This window comes from Fictibacillus phosphorivorans (assembly GCF_007673525.1).
Classification (GTDB): Bacteria; Bacillota; Bacilli; order Bacillales; family Fictibacillaceae; genus Fictibacillus; species Fictibacillus phosphorivorans_C.
The window spans coordinates 2,919,476-2,934,793 of sequence record NZ_VDZU01000001.1; the positions used below are offsets into that span (position 1 = coordinate 2,919,476).

Sequence of the window (15,318 nt, forward strand, 5' to 3'; positions counted from 1 at the left end):
AGAAAACGCTCTTAACCGAGCGTTTTCTCCTTACCTTTTTGCATGTGTATTCATCGCTACTTTATTCAATCTTAAATTATTTACCTTTGCTTCTAGTGCTCGCCTACGTGATAGGAAGATGCATGAAGCAATAATTAACATGCCTCCTAGAATCGTTTGACCATCTGGAATCTCTGACCAGAATAAAAAGCCCCAAAAAGCGTTAAAGACGATTCCAATGTAACGGGTAACCTCGACAACGATAACATTTTCATGCGTAAATGCACTTGTTAAGAATAATTGTCCTACTAAAGATACAACTCCGATACAGATCAGATAAAACAGTTCTAATGGTGAAGGTATTACAAATTGGTTCCACATTAAAGGTATACTAACTATCGTTGCTGTAGCGAGAAAATAAAATACGATTTCATAAGCATGATGTCTGCTGCTTAAATAGCGTATAGAAGTGGCTGCACAAGCTGCGAAAAAAGCACTTCCTACACCAATTAGGGCATACATGGAATAGGACGAGAACTCTTGTGGTTTAATCAGCAAGAAAGCCCCTGCTAACACGACAGGAAGAATATAGAGAAGCGTTTTTGTTAGCTTTTCTTTTAAAAACAAACCTGCTAATACTACGGCAAAGATGGGAGACAAATGAGCTAGAATACTCGCATCTGCTAACGGTATTTTCGCGATTGTATAAAAATAAGCTAATAGATACAACGCGCCAAAGACTCCTCGAACCATAAGCATTGGTACACCCGTTTTTGAAAAGGCTACCTTTTTCTTTTTCATAATAATAAAGATGATGATTGTGCCTATCAAACTTCTAAAGAATACACTTTCTGAATAAGGGATGTTTAAACTTACTGCCTTAACGAGAGCGTTCATTATACTGAAAATAAAGGAAGATAGAATGGCGAGCCAAACACCGTTCTTCATAGTAATCGCCTCTTTCTTTCCTTCATGATGTTTGTTACTTCTCGCAAGGAAGATTCTCTTCTTGCTTCGATTAATGACTCTTTTATTCCTAACAGAGATTCAATCTGCTCACACTCTGATTCGAAACTTTTGATGAGTCTTTTCATCTCAGGCATTGGAATTCCTGAATTCTCTGCAAGTCCATAGATCACGATCAATTTTTGATAATCTTCGAACGGTATCCTAGGGATAGACCACACTCCCTTATTTTCTTCTTCTGCTTTTTTAAAGGGAACTGCTGAGAATTCAAAATATCTTCCTTCATGATCAGGCTTTGAAAATGGGTCGATTAGAATAGAAGCATAGCGTATATACATCAGATACTCCTGTTTGACCTCCTCGTATTCTGAAAAATCATCAATGTCCTCTCTTTGGATGCACTCTGTTGGAACTGGATAATTATCGTCATTTAAAAACTGCAATAAATTGATCGGTTTTGCTCCTAATTCATTCATTAAAGTAGAAATTTCTTTCCAGAGCCTCACCATTATTCTTATTCTTTGTGGTGTGATGGGACCTTCAGGAAATAACTTATACATATACTTCTTACCATTCGTATGATGGCCGAATATTTCATTTAAAGTAAATCTATTTAAGAAAAAAGCAGGATGCACATATGTTGTTATATTTCTGCATTCTGCATCGAGAGGGTGGTCGACGATCTCCCCATCGATATTCATTGATTTTAAAAATTCTTGCAATGTATTTACCATACGGCTTTTACGATTCGATGAACCTAGGTAAATACGTTTTTTATATGCTTTCGTATGAGCCTTTATAGCAGAATTAAGAGATTTAGTAGCAGCAAAATATGTTGACATGCTGATCACTTCAACTGTTTCTTTTAACAGCAAATTTTTCACGAGATCGTTTGAACCGATGTTGGGAGCTAGCAAAACTATGGTTCTTACCCGCTTTAAATCAGCAGTTTGAAGTAACTCAATTACGTTTGCATAGCTCGTACAGGGAGTTGCAAGAATAACCGTATCCCATTCATCAGATAGTTGAGATACGTCATCCAAAAAACAATCCACCTTTGTTGTCAATTCTTCCTCTTTATCCTGAATAGTAAGATTGACTTCAAAATGATTTTGATTCAGTTCTCTTTTAATCCGTTCTGCACGAGCTCCTCGCCGATTATACAATCCTATTCTTTCACTAAAACCAGCAGCGCAAAGCTGGACAGCTGTTTGAATGGCAGCTGGTCCAACGCCTGCTATTAGGATATTCCCAAGATCTTTTGAACGTTTCGTACCCACGTTTCCCTCACTTCCTTTACTTCCATTCATGCATTTACCTTCGCTAAGACCATCGTGTCATAGATACCATCTGTTCGTTTAACGCTCTGCAGTTCCCAGTCTTTCGTTAAGTTCATTTCTAACGGATAGTTAAAGATTGATTTTAAACCGTTTCCGTATCTGAGAATCACTTTTGTATGAGGCTGTAATATATCCTTTAGTTCATTCAGTACTTCCCGTTTATTTCTGACTAGAGAAGCGATTAAGACATGAGTAGTATTATGGGCAAAGTGTAAGTCGTTTCGAACAGAATTAGAAAATCTAACGTTGTCTTGTAGGCCTGTAATCAGAGAGACTTTTCTTCCCATCTCGACCGCTTCTTCATCAATGTCTATACAATGAACTTCAGCATTCTTCTCACTGGCGATAGTGAGGGCAGAAATGGGAAACGCTCCAGAACCTATAAATAATACCTTAGAGTTCTCATTGATATGTAATTCATCCAATTCATGTTTCACAGTTTGAGAGAGTGTAGTTATGTATTCACTTGCATTCAATTGGTGGTTACATGTACGCACACTTTGGTATTTTTCCATCTCACAAAGAGCTTGTACGGAAGCTTCCCGGAGCTTTTCAGACAGTGACAGAATATCCTTGTCCTTCCCCCATTCCTGCCATCGGTGCAGGTTTATAGGATCTGTCATAAAATGGTGAAGACTATCCAGCTTTACTTTTAATAACTCGTAACACTCATCACATTCTTTGGCAAACTTTGAAAGTTCATTGATCTCATACTCGGTGACTTTCAAAGATAGTAATAATTGAAATCTCTCTTTCACTCGTACCTCCATACAATATTTTGTAAATCGTAATTATTACGATTTGATTTTTATATACTATCATCACTTTATAAAACGAGTCAATGATAATTGTCCTATGAATTTGTTATATTTAATTACTGTTCAAGCCAAGTACGATAAAAAAAAACACTGCATATTTTGCAGTGCTTACAGATATACTGAATGTTTTGCTTTTAACAAATTGGATGAAAGTGGATATTAATTTTTCTTTATTTTACTTCCTCAATTACGGACTCTCCAGAACTGCCTTCCGCCCATCTCCATTTTTCATACAATCTTATCCTTCCGTCACTTAATACCTCAGGTTGAGATATACAGGCTCCACCTCTTATTTCATCAGACGTATTCACATGATTGTACCTGAAGTTCAAGCTGCCGTCTTCGTTTGCAATTCCGATTAACGTGCCTTTTAAGATTTCTCCACCTGCATATGAGGCAGTGACAATGTTACCGTCTTGTTTGTAATGAAACGTTGTTTGTGAGGATACCTCACCGTTTGAAGAATTTTGAACAGACACGAATACTTTTCCATCATAATTAAGCATCTTTCAACCACCTTTTTAGAATATTCACATAACTTAACATATAAGTTTAATTTTTCCCAGTAACAAGTGATTCATTTCAATGGTACTTAGCGTACTGACAATGATGGGTTACATCATCGGAGGGAGTTTTCTTCATGTATGATCACTTGAAAAAACTACAAAAAAAACACCTCAAAAAAGCAAGTGAAGTGTTAACGAATTCATTTATTGATAATCCAATGTTTGTGTATTTCTTTCCTATCCTGAATAAAAGAAGAAAGATTTTACGTTCCGTCTTTCCTATGGTCCTTCGAATCCTACAAACCAACGGCTCATTATATGTAACGTCTGATAAAGTGGAGGGGCTTTTTTGTGTATCTCAGCACGGCGAAAAAACCAAGATAGGAAAGTTAATGCTCGCTGCTCTATCATGTACTTTTCGCCTGCCCATTGTTTTCATTCAATTATCTTTAATCGATTTTTTGAGAAAAGCTAGTCAATTACAAACCACTAATAGCAAACTTAACCATTATAAGACATACTATGAAAACTTTCTGTTGGTCGATTCAGTATGCGTAGACCCGCAATACCGACATCAAGGACATATGACCACCATGTTGAGTGCCGTAATCGCAGAAACAAAAAAGAAAAGAACCTTTTGTTTGCTTCAAACAGAAACCCTGCAAAATGTGAAGATCTATACGCACTTAGGCTTTTCACTCGTTGAGGAGATTACAAGTGATCAGATTCCCTTCTCAACTTTTGTAATGATTTATGATCCTCTTGGCTTAACGACTAATAGAGAACTAGATACATAATGCTAGTTCTCCTTGCTTCATTGCTATCTTTTTTAAAACTTAATTAATCATTAATCGTCATCTTTAAGAAGCTCTTCCATAAACTTCTCTCTATTATTTAAAAAGTACTTGGTTACTTGAAAATGATCTGTGGATTCATAATCTACTTTGGATATCTTTCCATCATCAAAGCTTATGATGTCGGCATTCGGATAGCCCAATAAGATGGGAGAATGAGTAGCGATAATAAACTGCGTATCGCCTTGAGCTGTTAGATCATGAATAATCTTCAAGAAAGTGAGTTGTCTTGAAGGTGAAAGAGCCGCCTCAGGTTCATCTAGCAGATAGATCGCTTTGCCTTTAAAGCGATGCAAAAACAAAGACAGAAAGGATTCACCATGAGATTGTTTGTGAAGGGACCGGCCTCCATAATCTCTAAAACCTGTATTGTCTACTTCTTCAAGATGAGTGGCAAAGCTGTAGAACGATTCTGCACGTAAAAAGAACCCGTTCGATACTTTTGGCAGCCACGAAAGCCGAATATAATTTCCGAGCTCAGATTCTGAAGCATACACTTCGTACATATTGTTGCGACCACCGCCAGCTGTATTAAAGTCACATTTATCCGCAATCGCTTCTAACAGTGTAGATTTCCCTGTTCCATTCTCCCCCACAAAAAAGGTCACGTTCTTTTCCAAGTATATTTCCTCAAGTCCGTTGATTGCAGGAATGGAGAACGGATAATCTTTAAACGATTTAATATCATCACGCAACAGCTTGATTCTTTTTAAAAACACTAGCATCACCTATGAAAAGTATAACAAATTCGATCAGCCGTTCACTGCTTTCAGTCATATTTTCTCTAATTTAAAGCGTTATCTGTCCGATCTAAAGAGGGTCTGTTCAAACTGGTGCATAATCTGTCCAATTACAGCTCCGTACACACTCCATCCCCTCCCATCAATACCTCAAGATAGCAAATCCTATAATGACGTGATAAACTAATTTCTTGGTTATACTCTTTTATTTACTATTCATTTAACTAAGTGAACTACTTATGATTTGGCATGCTTTTAAATGCCAAGGAGGACATATATGAGAAAACAAATTATGACTGCTTTATTGCTCGTTACTGTTCTGGCTGCGATGGAAGGTACAATTGTAAGTACTGCCATTCCGCGTATCACGAGCGATCTTTCCGGCATTGAACTTGTAAGTTGGGTATATGCGGTTTATATGCTGGCCACAGCTGTATCGACACCCATCTACGGAAAGCTTGCTGATTTATTCGGCCGAAAAAAAGTTATTCTCGCAGGTATTATTCTCTTTTTGATTGGATCTGCTCTTTGTGGAATTGCCATGTCCATGGAACAACTCATCTTTTATCGGGCTATTCAAGGTCTAGGTGCTGGTGCAGTTATGCCAATTACGATGACGATAATTGGAGATCTGTATGCTGAGGCAAAAGAGAGAGCAAAAGCACAAGGCTGGATTTCAGCAGTGTGGGGAGTTGCTGGTGTGTTAGGACCTCTAGCTGGTGGTTTTCTTGTTGACACGCTGTCCTGGCGATATATTTTTTTCTTAAATATTCCGTTCGGACTTCTTGCTTTCTTCATGCTCGCAGCGAACTACAAAGAAAATCTTACAAAAGGAAAACCATACATTGATTATTGGGGTGCTGTCACGTTTTCACTTGGTACGATCGCATTTCTTTATGCACTTTTAACAGGAAGCCAAACTCAAGATTGGAGCAATCCTATCATTATCGGATTATTCCTAACTGCAATCCTGCTTTATGTGCTATTTGCTTATATTGAAAAAAAATCACCTGAACCACTCATTCCTCTTAATCTTTTTACCAATAAAAGTGTGTTGATCGTAAACTCACTCACATTGATTTCAGGTGCTGTCGTTATCTGTATCACGATTTATTTACCGATCTGGAGCCAAGGAGTTATGGGGAAAACGGCTACACAAGCTGGTTTTGTATTGATGCCACTTCCAGTTATGTGGACACTAGGATCACTAGTTGCTGGGAACTTAGTAGGACGGTTAAAGGATAATTGGATTATTACTCTTGGAATTAGCGTAGTAAGTGCTGCTTCATTACTTTTCTATCTGTTAGATGCTCATTCTCCGACATACTTAATCTATGTCGCCTCAGGTGTTCTAGGTCTTGGAATGGGGCTCATTACACCAATTTACATGCTAATCATTCAGGCTTCTGTACCATCAAATAAACGAGGGGTAGCTGTAGCTTCCAATACGTTTACGAACACATTCAGCCAAACACTCGGATCTGCTGTGTTCGGTACAATATTTAACTTAATCACGATTTCTAAGGCTGAAAAAGCTGGACAAGATCTTGATCTGAATGCTTCTTTTGAACATGGGAGTGAACTACCTACTAGCCAATTAGGTCAACTTCAAGAAATTATAGCTTCAGGGATACATGCTATTTATGGAGTGACTCTCCTATTAACCTTGATCGGTATTGGTATCTCATTTCTCCTTTTAAAATATAAAAATAAAGAATTTATATCTTCAAATGTTCGCTAGTTATAGGCTTCCTAAAGGTAAAATCCATTTATTTCAAATTGAACAACGCATACAGCTATGTTACAGTAGGCACATAAGTTAACAATGTGAAGAATTAAAGATAGATCAAACATTTATTATGAGACGGCACTTAAATAAGAAGTGTCGTCTTTTCATTTACTTTAATACTTAGGAGAATGATAATGACTACTAATGACAACTATGAGATAGATGAACTGGTCAAATATGTGAAAAACTTTAAAGACTCATTTCTTCATGACGAAAAACTAAATTATCTTCAAATCGAAACGATGATCTATCTGCTTGAAAACAATACGCAAACCATTACACAACTAGCTGAAAAAATAGATACTACCCCAGCTTCAACATCTATCATTATTGATCGGCTAGCTAAAAAAGAAATGGTGAATCGGCAATATACAGAATCAGATCGAAGAAAAGTATATGTATCATTAACCGAGACCGGATCCCAAGAAATTAACAGGTTGTTGATTAAGAAAAACGAAATCATTTCCACATCCCTGTCACCTTTAACATCAACAGAAAAACTAATCTTTGCAAAATTAAACGAGCTCTTTCAAAAAATAAACGACTAAAATTTCTAGACCAACATCATCAGTACCGAAAAACCTGTTAACCCTGTGATAAACGATACAAAACTGCTTTCCTGATCCTCTGGCAGTTCTTCTTTTAGAACGTTTAAAATAATGCCTCCTGCTAGAAGAGCAACTAGTATAGATACGATTAGTTCATGAACTACCGTGATAGCCCCGATACCCCAACCAATTAAAATCGCGACTGTAAGCAGTACTCGTCCATACTTGTCATATTTTTGTTTGTGATCCTTCCTAAGGCCATGATCATTAGCGACAAAGTGAATGCTCAATGCCAAAAAGAAGAAGAACATTCCCCATTTCGTCTCGTACTCTTCTCTTATGAGCAAGTATCCAATTACCGCATTATACAGAAAGAATGATGCTATATGTACCCAGAAGACACCTGAAGAAACTGCAACTTCTTCAGAGTTTGACTGTGCGCCTTGTTTCTTTTTAGAATTCTTGACTAATCGCTCTAGTCCATAAAAAAGTGCAAGACCAAGCAACGCTATTAAATAGATATGATCCTCCAAATAGTGACCGATTCCATGATTAAGCGTTTTCCCAACCTTTTGTTGATAGTGATTCAAATCAGGGAGTAAATGTAGAAACACATAAGAAACAGCTACTCCTCCTGCAAAAGATAAAAACTTATTTCGCGGAGAATCTTTTATAAAACTCAAGTATTTTGAGCTTAAATGAACGAGAGCAAATCCCATTACAAAAATGAAACTAAGCACAGTTTTTGTCATTTTCAAACTCCTCTCTCTATTGATTAAGTACACCCAATTAGTATGTATCCATCTCCTTGTACAATAAACAACAACTTCTACTTTCAAGAAAAATAGTTATTTCTCTCAGTGTACGTGTCTATACTTGTCCACCACTTCCTTCATATACTATTAAATCGGATGAGTGAAGGATGTGATTTGTATGAAAAATATAAAAGAGTTATTTGAGTTCGATGGAAAAATGGCTCTGTTCCTGGCAGTGATGTCTTACAAAGCCTATATCGTTCACGAACTTTGTACGATTGAATTACCAAAGCATTACGAGATGAAACAAGAGATCATCACAGATTCAGGTGAAACATTCGGATTTATTGCTGAGTCAGAGGATTCTTTAGTGGTCGCTTTTCGGGGAACTAAGACTATGGATAATGTAAGTTCATATCTAGATATTTCTCAGATTCCTTATACCTATGTATCGAATAGCGGTTTAACACACCGTGGAATCACTAAAATTTACAGCACATTTCGAAATGCCCTTCTGGCAGATATCAACCATCTCTATTCAGACGATAAAAAACTACTTGTTACAGGTCATAGCCTTGGCGGCAGTCTAGCTGCTTTGTTTACGTTAGATGCAGCTGTGAACACAAATTTCAAAAATCCTATTCTCTATAGTTTTGCGAGTCTACCAATCGCTGATGAAGGTTTTACTAAAAAGTTTTATGAAGAAGTAAAAAACAGCATTCGTGTTGTAAATGTACACGATGCCATCTCAAATTGTATGACTCCACTTTTTTTTAAGAACAAGCCTCTTCTAAATCTCCCAGTTGGACAGGAATATCAACTGAATTTTAAAAATAGGCGATATATCCAAAATCATAGGATTCTATGTTATATCCATTTTTTAAGTAAGCAATATCCAAATGAATACAAAGAACTTCGCAATAAGTATCCAGGTTTTTTTCCTGTTTCAACTCTATGTGAATGATTGATGCTATCCGTTTAACACTGTGTTAAATGGTTTTATTTTTATGTATGTAAGGATGGTTTCTTATCCAATCCATTTGTATACCCCATACTACTACAATAAAACGTATTAATACCGAGTTAGTAGTTTTGTAACATGAATTGTCATAACCCCCTACTTTTGAGGTGGATGCACAACTGCTAAAAATAGAGAATGCGCTTCATGTCTAAATCATCCTTTATTGATAATATATAGAAATCACGAAGGAAAGGGAGTTTTACAATGATAAACCTACTAAGCAAGTTTGTACTCTTTTTTGTGGCACTGACGTTTCTATTCGTTCCGACTAAAGTTCAAGCGCATGGACTATTAACTGAAGGAAGTCAGGGCAATGAGGTCGCCATCCTACAAGAAAAACTAAAAACACTTGGATTATTCTATGGACCTGTTACTGGATATTATGGCCCTATTACAGAAAGAGCTGTTGCTAGCTTTCAGTATGAGACAAATCTTTCATCAGATGGTGTTGCTGGTCCCGCTACCTTTTTAATGTTACACGATGTAGAACAGATGGCTCGTGTTGTTCATGGTGAGGCACGCGGTGAATCCTACATAGGCAAAGTTTCTGTGGCAGCTGTTATATTAAACCGTCTAGAAGACCCTGCATTCCCCAAAAATGTGAGTGATGTCATTCATCAGACGAACGCATTTACTGCCGTTCATGATGGGCAATATCATTTAAAGCCTTCCAACAATGCCTATCGTGCAGTGCTTGACGCGATGAAAGGTTGGGACCCCACTTACGGATCTGTTTATTATTACAACCCTGAACTTGCAACAGACACGTGGATTTTCTCACGATCTTCCGTTACGAAAATCGGTAACCACCTTTTCGCGAAATAAATTTGTTTGAAATATGGTTGATGTGGTGCAGATAAAATTTTGTCGTCAATCGTTTAAATTATTCTAGTTATCCGTTTGAACGGACAATTTTATATTTTATTCGTCTCAGCTTTAAACGAATACAAAAAGGTGCGCCTCCAAAGGCACACCTTTTTTCTATCATTAATTATTGAAATGTTTTACTTACATGAATGAATTCTCGATAGCCTGAGCGTGTCAGGTGATAGGTGTCATCTAATAACCCATCTCTTATTAAGGAATTAAGTGTTTCTTCCGGAATAACGTCAATCACTTGATCCATACGTTGATTCAAGTCTTCAAGAGTTGCGTTTTTAAGTGTGACCGGGTTCATCATACGAACGATTCCTTCAATTCGAGAATCTCTTTTTTGGAAAAATTGAGGTGTTTTCTTGAACACATTTTGAATGCGATCTTTAAACTGATTCAATTCTTGTTTTGTGTTAAAGCTTTCTGTTTCTTTTTCTCTGATTTTCTCGTTAAAGTATGTCATTTCTTCCTTGCTTAACTGTGCTCGCGAGAACAGTTCGTTATAGATCTGAGTTTTATCCATCTCGATCTTGGCTAGCTCTTCTTCTTTTATACGCTGCGTTTCCCAAATTTCTTCTTCATCTATTACTTCTTCTTTTACTTCTTGTTCTTTTTCATCTTCTTCTGTTGCGTCTACTTCTTCTACTTCAGAAACAGGTACTTTGTGCTGTTCTTCCTTTTCCTCAAAGAGCTCTAGTTGCTCTTGTTCAGGCTCTTCCACGACAACAGCAACTGCTGGGGTTGTCTCAAACGACTGAGCAGCTCTCTCTTTAAAGGTAAAAGACTCAATCATCTTCTCTAATTTGCTGACCTTGTTAAAATAAATGAGTGAGATGGTTATAGCGAACAACGAACTAAATACCGAAATAAAGTCTGAAAAGCGGAATACGAATGGTGCTGTTGCTATCTTATAAAAGATCAATAGAGCGAAAGCACCGATAATAATAATCTTTAACCAGCTTTCACGATTCTTAAATTCTGCTGATTGTTCATTGTTTTTATTATTTTTATTGGATAGATTCTTTAGACGTTTCATATTCTTACCTCTTTCATAGAGATTGTCGTGCAGCTTTTTATTTTATACGAAATATGTAAAAGTGGAAAGGAAAAGGAACATTTCATCATGTAATTATCATGTGTGTAACATACATTTTAAAGTTTTAGGACATATGTCCTTCCCAATGGATCCACTTCTATTCTTTAATAGTTATAGAATTTTTAATTGGGAAGTGATGACATGAAAGGAATAGTGTTTGCTTTTTTAGCCGGCGCCTTTATTACTCTGCAAGGTGTAGCGAACGCACGGATCAGCCAGGATATTGGCTCATGGCAGGCAGCAACGATTACTCAATTGACTGGTTTTGTCGCAGCCGTTCTAATTGTTTTGATCGTAAAAGATCAAAAATGGAAAGAATTTAAGAAAGTACGACCCATCTATTTAACTGGCGGATCATTTGCTGCAGTCGTCATCTATGGAAATATTTACGGCATTCACTCTATAGGCGTGACGTTGACGATCGCCGTAATCTTAATCTCGCAGCTAGCGATTACATTTGTGATCGATGGCAAAGGCTGGTTTGGTGTATTAAAAAAAGAAATGAAAGTTCCGCAATTTATTGGAATTGCCATGATGATTGCAGGAGTTGTCATTTTAAAATTTTAAGAAGAATGAAGTGAGGTGATTGTAAAATGCGAGAAATTCACGACCCTGAGCTGCTTCAGTACTATTTGAAGACTTTCGAAATCAAACCTATTTTAAACGAGGATCTTCTACCCTATCTAACTCTATACAGCTATAATCATGGTGAATTGATCTGTACACAAGGTGATCCTTATAACCATTTATATTTGTTAGTAAAAGGAAAACTGAAGATTTTCAACACTTCACCTGAAGGTAAGACGCTCATTCTTTCATTTAAAACACCTCTTGATGTTGTTGGGGATATTGAATACGTCCAAGGAACTGACTTTATCAATACAGTTGAAGCCGTCTCTGAAGTTCACATGATTGCGATTCATCACCGGTGGTTGAATAAATACGCAAGCGATCATACGCCGCTCTTAAAGTTTCTGCTGAACGTAATCACCAAGAAGTTTTTTGTTAAATCAAGCTCTTTAAGCTTTAATCTTCTGTATCCGGTTGAAGTGCGTTTTGCGAGCTACCTTTTGTCGGTTTGTTTTGACGAACGAGATGCGTTATATAGCGGCAAACTTAGCACGAGTCATCTTATAGATGCTGCAAACTTAATCGGAACAAGCTATCGTCATCTGAACCGTGTCATCCAACACCTTTCTAAAGAAGGGCTCGTTGAACGACATAAAGGTTTTATCGAAGTGAAGAATCGTGAAGGCTTAAGTGAACTAGCCAACCATCGAAATATTTACGAAAAATAAAAGGAGCGTTCAAAATGCTTATCGGTATACTCTTTGCAATTTTGGCAGGCGTACTTGTCGGTCTGCAAAATATTTTTAACACACGAGTCAATGACCATGCCGGAACATGGTCGACTACAGCCCTTGTGCTAGGTTTGGGCTTTCTAGCCTCAATGGCACTAGGTGTTGTTTTTGAAGGAAAAGAATTATTTGTTCTCAAAAATATGGAAACTTGGTTTTGGTTCAGCGGATTGATCGGGGTCGGTGTTGTTGTTTGTTTAGTTCAAGGTACAAAACTGCTCGGTCCAACATTCGCTATCTCTATCGTTCTGACGTCACAGCTCGGCTCTGCTCTCATGTGGGATTCACTCGGGTTGTTCGGTCTAGAGAAAATTCCGTTTACCTCTCAGCAGCTTTTAGGAGTCCTCGTCATTATCGGTGGCGTTATCGTGTTTAAATTGGGAGGAAGAAGTCAAGAAAAACAAAAAGTTAAACCCATCCAGAGACATATGAAAGAACAAGTTACGGGGAGATAATAGATCTCTCCTTTTTTTATAATCATTTACTACATCCTACTTATTACCTTGTTTGCCTCTAAATTTCCACAACTATATTCTCATCCTTATTCTTTAAGATAGGTAGTACCCTCTATTAAATTTGAATCCAGCATACTGTAAACTTAAATGTATAAAACTTTTTAAAAATTCGAACTATGGAGGTATTACTTTGAAAGTAAAAAGAAAAGTTCTTTCAGTTACGTTGACTGGCTTAATGGCTTTTAGTGCTCTAAATGCTGTCGCTTCACCTGCACAAGCTGTTGGAAACGGCCCAGGTACAGGAAATGGTTCTATACAAACGTCTATTCTACATACTTACGAAGAACTTGTTGATACGCTAAAAACACTTGATGCTAAACAAGATGCAATGAAACTTGAAGTGATCGGTCAAACTGTAAAAGGTCGAGATATCTTCATGGCAAAGTACATATCTAATCCAAATAATCCCACCATTCTTTTTTTAACTCAACAGCATGGTAACGAGCAACTTACAACAGAAGGTGCGTTAGAGTTCATGAAACATCTCGGTACTAATAAAACAAAAGGTTTGTTGAATAATGTAAATGTTTTAGTCATACCGATGCTTAATGCTGATGGTGCAATGGGCGATGTAAACTTTTCGCTTGAAGATTACTTAGCTGATGGTGACCGCCACCTTACCCGTTATAATGCAAATGAAGTTGACTTGAACCGTGAACATGATAAGCCAACAAATGAAATGGAGCCTGAAGCTCGTGTACTGCATGAAAATGTGTTTGCTAAATATAACATTGATTACATGATAGATTTACATCACCAAGGAACGCTAAGCGAAACGGATGGCCAACTTGTTTCGGGATCTATGCTTTATCCTACTAATGCAAAGGTGAAGCCAGAAGTCGTTGAAAAATCTAAACGATTAGGGGCTGTTGTATTTAACGCCATTCATCATACTGGATGGGGACATATCGGAAAGTACGATGGTGGTTCTGGGGAAAACATCGGACGTAACGGTGCTGCTGTTCGTTATGATATTTCTACTCTACTTTTTGAAATGCGTGGAATGTCTGACCATTATAGAGAAGATTATGCTCTTGGACAAAAGAGCAATGGTTATTTGATCAAACAGACAGTCGTAACATTAGATGCTGCTGTTCGTGCCATTTCAGATGGTTCAATCAACACAACGGATGCAAGTTTCTGGGATACACTTCCTCAACAAACAAATCGTTCTGGTGAGGTTGATGAAGACGAGTAAACAGAAGGAAATAGAACACAACAAAAAACACCTCAAAAGATTGAGGTGTTTTTGTTGTGTCGTTTTATTCGTAGCTTTTTGCTCCAATATAGTTTTCTGACCAGTAAGAGCCGTTAAGCTCCGCTGTTGTTACCCCTTTTGAAGATGAAGCATGTACAAATTGGTCGTTTCCGATATACACTCCAGCATGGCTCGGACCGTCTCCCTCTAGATCAAAGAATACGATGTCGCCTACTTCTGGTGAATCAACCTTTGTTCCTTCTGCGTATATATCATCCACTGTACGAGGTAACTCAACATTTTCTGCTTCGTCAAAGATATATTTTAAGTATCCGCTGCAATCAAAACCATCAGGTGACTCTCCACCCCATTGATAAGGTGTTCCTTCGTATTTTTTAGCCACTTCGACGATTGAAGAATTACTTTCTGTAGCATCAATTCCTAGCGATTTAAATGTTTCATCACCAGCGATACCATCCACTGTGATTCCTTTTTCAGCTTGGAATTTCTTTACGGCATCTGTTGTATAATTACCATAATAATCGGTTGTTTTGCTATATGAAAAATATCCTTTTTTGTCTAATGTTTGTTGGAGGTCTTGTACATCTGAATGCTGCGTCCCAGGTTTCAGCGTTTGATCACCTAGAGCTGCTTCACCCACAATCGGATTAAACGCCACGACACCTGCTATTGCTAATCCTGCTGCTGCTTTTTTCAAAGTAACATCCCCTTTTCTTATTTAATCTGACCTGTCCCATACTAACAGGCTGAGATGACAAAGACATTGTAAGGGGATTACAGCGGTTTAACAATTTTCGGCAGAGTGTATGAGAAATTACATATTGTAATATTTAAAAAAGTGACGAAATCCTTTCATTGTGTACAGGTAAGAATCAAATCTATGAACAAAAGAGAAAACCAAATAAATTTTTGCACAATGTGGACAAATAGAAGGAAAGATT

Annotated in this window: 17 protein-coding genes; 9 read left to right on the forward strand and 8 right to left on the reverse strand. The window is 37.4% G+C overall.

Annotated elements, in window-relative coordinates:
• Positions 1-30: 30 nt before the first annotated feature.
• From FS458_RS14675 to FS458_RS14690, 4 genes are all read right to left on the reverse strand, one after another.
• Positions 31-927 (reverse strand): DMT family transporter, encoded by an 897-nt coding sequence (locus FS458_RS14675; protein ID WP_144701778.1) that lies wholly within the window; start codon positions 925-927, stop codon positions 31-33.
• On the reverse strand, positions 924-2,255 hold the full coding sequence (locus FS458_RS14680; RefSeq protein ID WP_144701781.1) for an opine metallophore biosynthesis dehydrogenase: 1,332 nt from the start codon (positions 2,253-2,255) through the stop codon (positions 924-926). Before FS458_RS14680 ends, FS458_RS14675 begins: the two co-directional genes overlap by 4 nt.
• Positions 2,252-3,043: a nicotianamine synthase family protein gene (locus FS458_RS14685; protein WP_144701783.1), complete on the reverse strand. Its 792-nt coding sequence runs from the start codon at positions 3,041-3,043 to the stop codon at positions 2,252-2,254. Before FS458_RS14685 ends, FS458_RS14680 begins: the two co-directional genes overlap by 4 nt.
• 230 nt (positions 3,044-3,273) lie before the next feature.
• Positions 3,274-3,609: a n-acetylglutamate synthase gene (locus tag FS458_RS14690; RefSeq protein ID WP_144701786.1), complete on the reverse strand. Its 336-nt coding sequence runs from the start codon at positions 3,607-3,609 to the stop codon at positions 3,274-3,276.
• Between the two features lie 134 nt (positions 3,610-3,743).
• On the opposite strand from FS458_RS14690, the gene FS458_RS14695 reads away from it, so the two are divergent.
• Complete coding sequence (locus tag FS458_RS14695) at positions 3,744-4,406, forward strand: GNAT family N-acetyltransferase (protein WP_144701788.1); 663 nt, start codon at positions 3,744-3,746, stop codon at positions 4,404-4,406.
• Positions 4,407-4,456: 50 nt separating this feature from the next.
• Here the strand turns inward: FS458_RS14695 and FS458_RS14700 are convergent, their stop codons facing one another.
• Positions 4,457-5,182: an AAA family ATPase gene (locus FS458_RS14700; RefSeq protein WP_144701791.1), complete on the reverse strand. Its 726-nt coding sequence runs from the start codon at positions 5,180-5,182 to the stop codon at positions 4,457-4,459.
• A gap of 298 nt (positions 5,183-5,480) precedes the next feature.
• Between FS458_RS14700 and FS458_RS14705 the strand changes: the two genes are divergently transcribed.
• Together FS458_RS14705 and FS458_RS14710 are read left to right on the forward strand one after the other, a co-directional pair.
• Positions 5,481-6,944, forward strand: a complete 1,464-nt coding sequence (locus FS458_RS14705) for an MDR family MFS transporter (RefSeq protein WP_144701794.1) — start codon at positions 5,481-5,483, stop codon at positions 6,942-6,944.
• 182 nt (positions 6,945-7,126) lie between these two features.
• Positions 7,127-7,540, forward strand: a complete 414-nt coding sequence (locus tag FS458_RS14710; protein WP_186320571.1) for a MarR family winged helix-turn-helix transcriptional regulator — start codon at positions 7,127-7,129, stop codon at positions 7,538-7,540.
• 5 nt (positions 7,541-7,545) lie between these two features.
• Here the strand turns inward: FS458_RS14710 and FS458_RS14715 are convergent, their stop codons facing one another.
• Complete coding sequence (locus FS458_RS14715; protein WP_144701800.1) at positions 7,546-8,292, reverse strand: hypothetical protein; 747 nt, start codon at positions 8,290-8,292, stop codon at positions 7,546-7,548.
• A 181-nt stretch (positions 8,293-8,473) separates the two neighbouring features.
• Here FS458_RS14715 and FS458_RS14720 point away from each other — a divergent pair, with 181 nt between their 5' ends.
• Positions 8,474-9,259 (forward strand): lipase family protein, encoded by a 786-nt coding sequence (locus tag FS458_RS14720; RefSeq protein ID WP_144701803.1) that lies wholly within the window; start codon positions 8,474-8,476, stop codon positions 9,257-9,259.
• Between the two features lie 261 nt (positions 9,260-9,520).
• Positions 9,521-10,141: a cell wall hydrolase gene (locus FS458_RS14725; RefSeq protein WP_144701806.1), complete on the forward strand. Its 621-nt coding sequence runs from the start codon at positions 9,521-9,523 to the stop codon at positions 10,139-10,141.
• A 166-nt stretch (positions 10,142-10,307) separates the two neighbouring features.
• On the opposite strand, the gene FS458_RS14730 is transcribed toward FS458_RS14725, so the two are convergent.
• A complete protein-coding gene (locus FS458_RS14730; RefSeq protein WP_144701809.1) occupies positions 10,308-11,225 on the reverse strand; it encodes a hypothetical protein in 918 nt (305 codons plus the stop codon).
• Positions 11,226-11,426: 201 nt separating this feature from the next.
• Here FS458_RS14730 and FS458_RS14735 point away from each other — a divergent pair, with 201 nt between their 5' ends.
• The 4 genes from FS458_RS14735 to FS458_RS14750 all read left to right on the forward strand — a co-directional run bounded on the left by FS458_RS14735 (position 11,427) and on the right by FS458_RS14750 (position 14,356).
• The gene (locus FS458_RS14735) at positions 11,427-11,852 is read left to right on the forward strand and encodes a DMT family transporter (protein ID WP_144701812.1); all 426 of its coding nucleotides are present in this window, start codon (positions 11,427-11,429) and stop codon (positions 11,850-11,852) included.
• A 26-nt stretch (positions 11,853-11,878) separates the two neighbouring features.
• Positions 11,879-12,583, forward strand: a complete 705-nt coding sequence (locus FS458_RS14740; protein ID WP_144701815.1) for a Crp/Fnr family transcriptional regulator — start codon at positions 11,879-11,881, stop codon at positions 12,581-12,583.
• 14 nt (positions 12,584-12,597) lie between these two features.
• Positions 12,598-13,098, forward strand: a complete 501-nt coding sequence (locus FS458_RS14745) for a DMT family transporter (RefSeq protein ID WP_144701818.1) — start codon at positions 12,598-12,600, stop codon at positions 13,096-13,098.
• 235 nt (positions 13,099-13,333) lie between these two features.
• Positions 13,334-14,356, forward strand: coding sequence for a M14 family zinc carboxypeptidase (locus FS458_RS14750; protein WP_186320627.1), 1,023 nt, complete (start codon positions 13,334-13,336; stop codon positions 14,354-14,356).
• Between the two features lie 64 nt (positions 14,357-14,420).
• On the opposite strand, the gene FS458_RS14755 is transcribed toward FS458_RS14750, so the two are convergent.
• Positions 14,421-15,074: a C40 family peptidase gene (locus FS458_RS14755; protein WP_144701824.1), complete on the reverse strand. Its 654-nt coding sequence runs from the start codon at positions 15,072-15,074 to the stop codon at positions 14,421-14,423.
• Positions 15,075-15,318: the final 244 nt, after the last annotated feature.

What these genes read in the sequence shown, in the direction of transcription:
- FS458_RS14750 (WP_186320627.1), top strand. Translation starts at nt 13,334, where the DNA reads ATGGCTTTTAGTGCTCTAAATGCTGTCGCTTCACCTGCACAAGCTGTT.
- FS458_RS14695 (WP_144701788.1), top strand. Translation starts at nt 3,744, where the DNA reads ATGTATGATCACTTGAAAAAACTACAAAAAAAACACCTCAAAAAAGCA.
- FS458_RS14715 (WP_144701800.1), bottom strand. Translation starts at nt 8,292, where the DNA reads ATGACAAAAACTGTGCTTAGTTTCATTTTTGTAATGGGATTTGCTCTC.
- FS458_RS14740 (WP_144701815.1), top strand. Translation starts at nt 11,879, where the DNA reads ATGCGAGAAATTCACGACCCTGAGCTGCTTCAGTACTATTTGAAGACT.
- FS458_RS14680 (WP_144701781.1), bottom strand. Translation starts at nt 2,255, where the DNA reads ATGAATGGAAGTAAAGGAAGTGAGGGAAACGTGGGTACGAAACGTTCA.
- FS458_RS14720 (WP_144701803.1), top strand. Translation starts at nt 8,474, where the DNA reads ATGAAAAATATAAAAGAGTTATTTGAGTTCGATGGAAAAATGGCTCTG.
- FS458_RS14730 (WP_144701809.1), bottom strand. Translation starts at nt 11,225, where the DNA reads ATGAAACGTCTAAAGAATCTATCCAATAAAAATAATAAAAACAATGAA.
- FS458_RS14690 (WP_144701786.1), bottom strand. Translation starts at nt 3,609, where the DNA reads ATGCTTAATTATGATGGAAAAGTATTCGTGTCTGTTCAAAATTCTTCA.
- FS458_RS14735 (WP_144701812.1), top strand. Translation starts at nt 11,427, where the DNA reads ATGAAAGGAATAGTGTTTGCTTTTTTAGCCGGCGCCTTTATTACTCTG.
- FS458_RS14675 (WP_144701778.1), bottom strand. Translation starts at nt 927, where the DNA reads ATGAAGAACGGTGTTTGGCTCGCCATTCTATCTTCCTTTATTTTCAGT.
- FS458_RS14705 (WP_144701794.1), top strand. Translation starts at nt 5,481, where the DNA reads ATGAGAAAACAAATTATGACTGCTTTATTGCTCGTTACTGTTCTGGCT.
- FS458_RS14725 (WP_144701806.1), top strand. Translation starts at nt 9,521, where the DNA reads ATGATAAACCTACTAAGCAAGTTTGTACTCTTTTTTGTGGCACTGACG.
- FS458_RS14710 (WP_186320571.1), top strand. Translation starts at nt 7,127, where the DNA reads ATGACTACTAATGACAACTATGAGATAGATGAACTGGTCAAATATGTG.
- FS458_RS14745 (WP_144701818.1), top strand. Translation starts at nt 12,598, where the DNA reads ATGCTTATCGGTATACTCTTTGCAATTTTGGCAGGCGTACTTGTCGGT.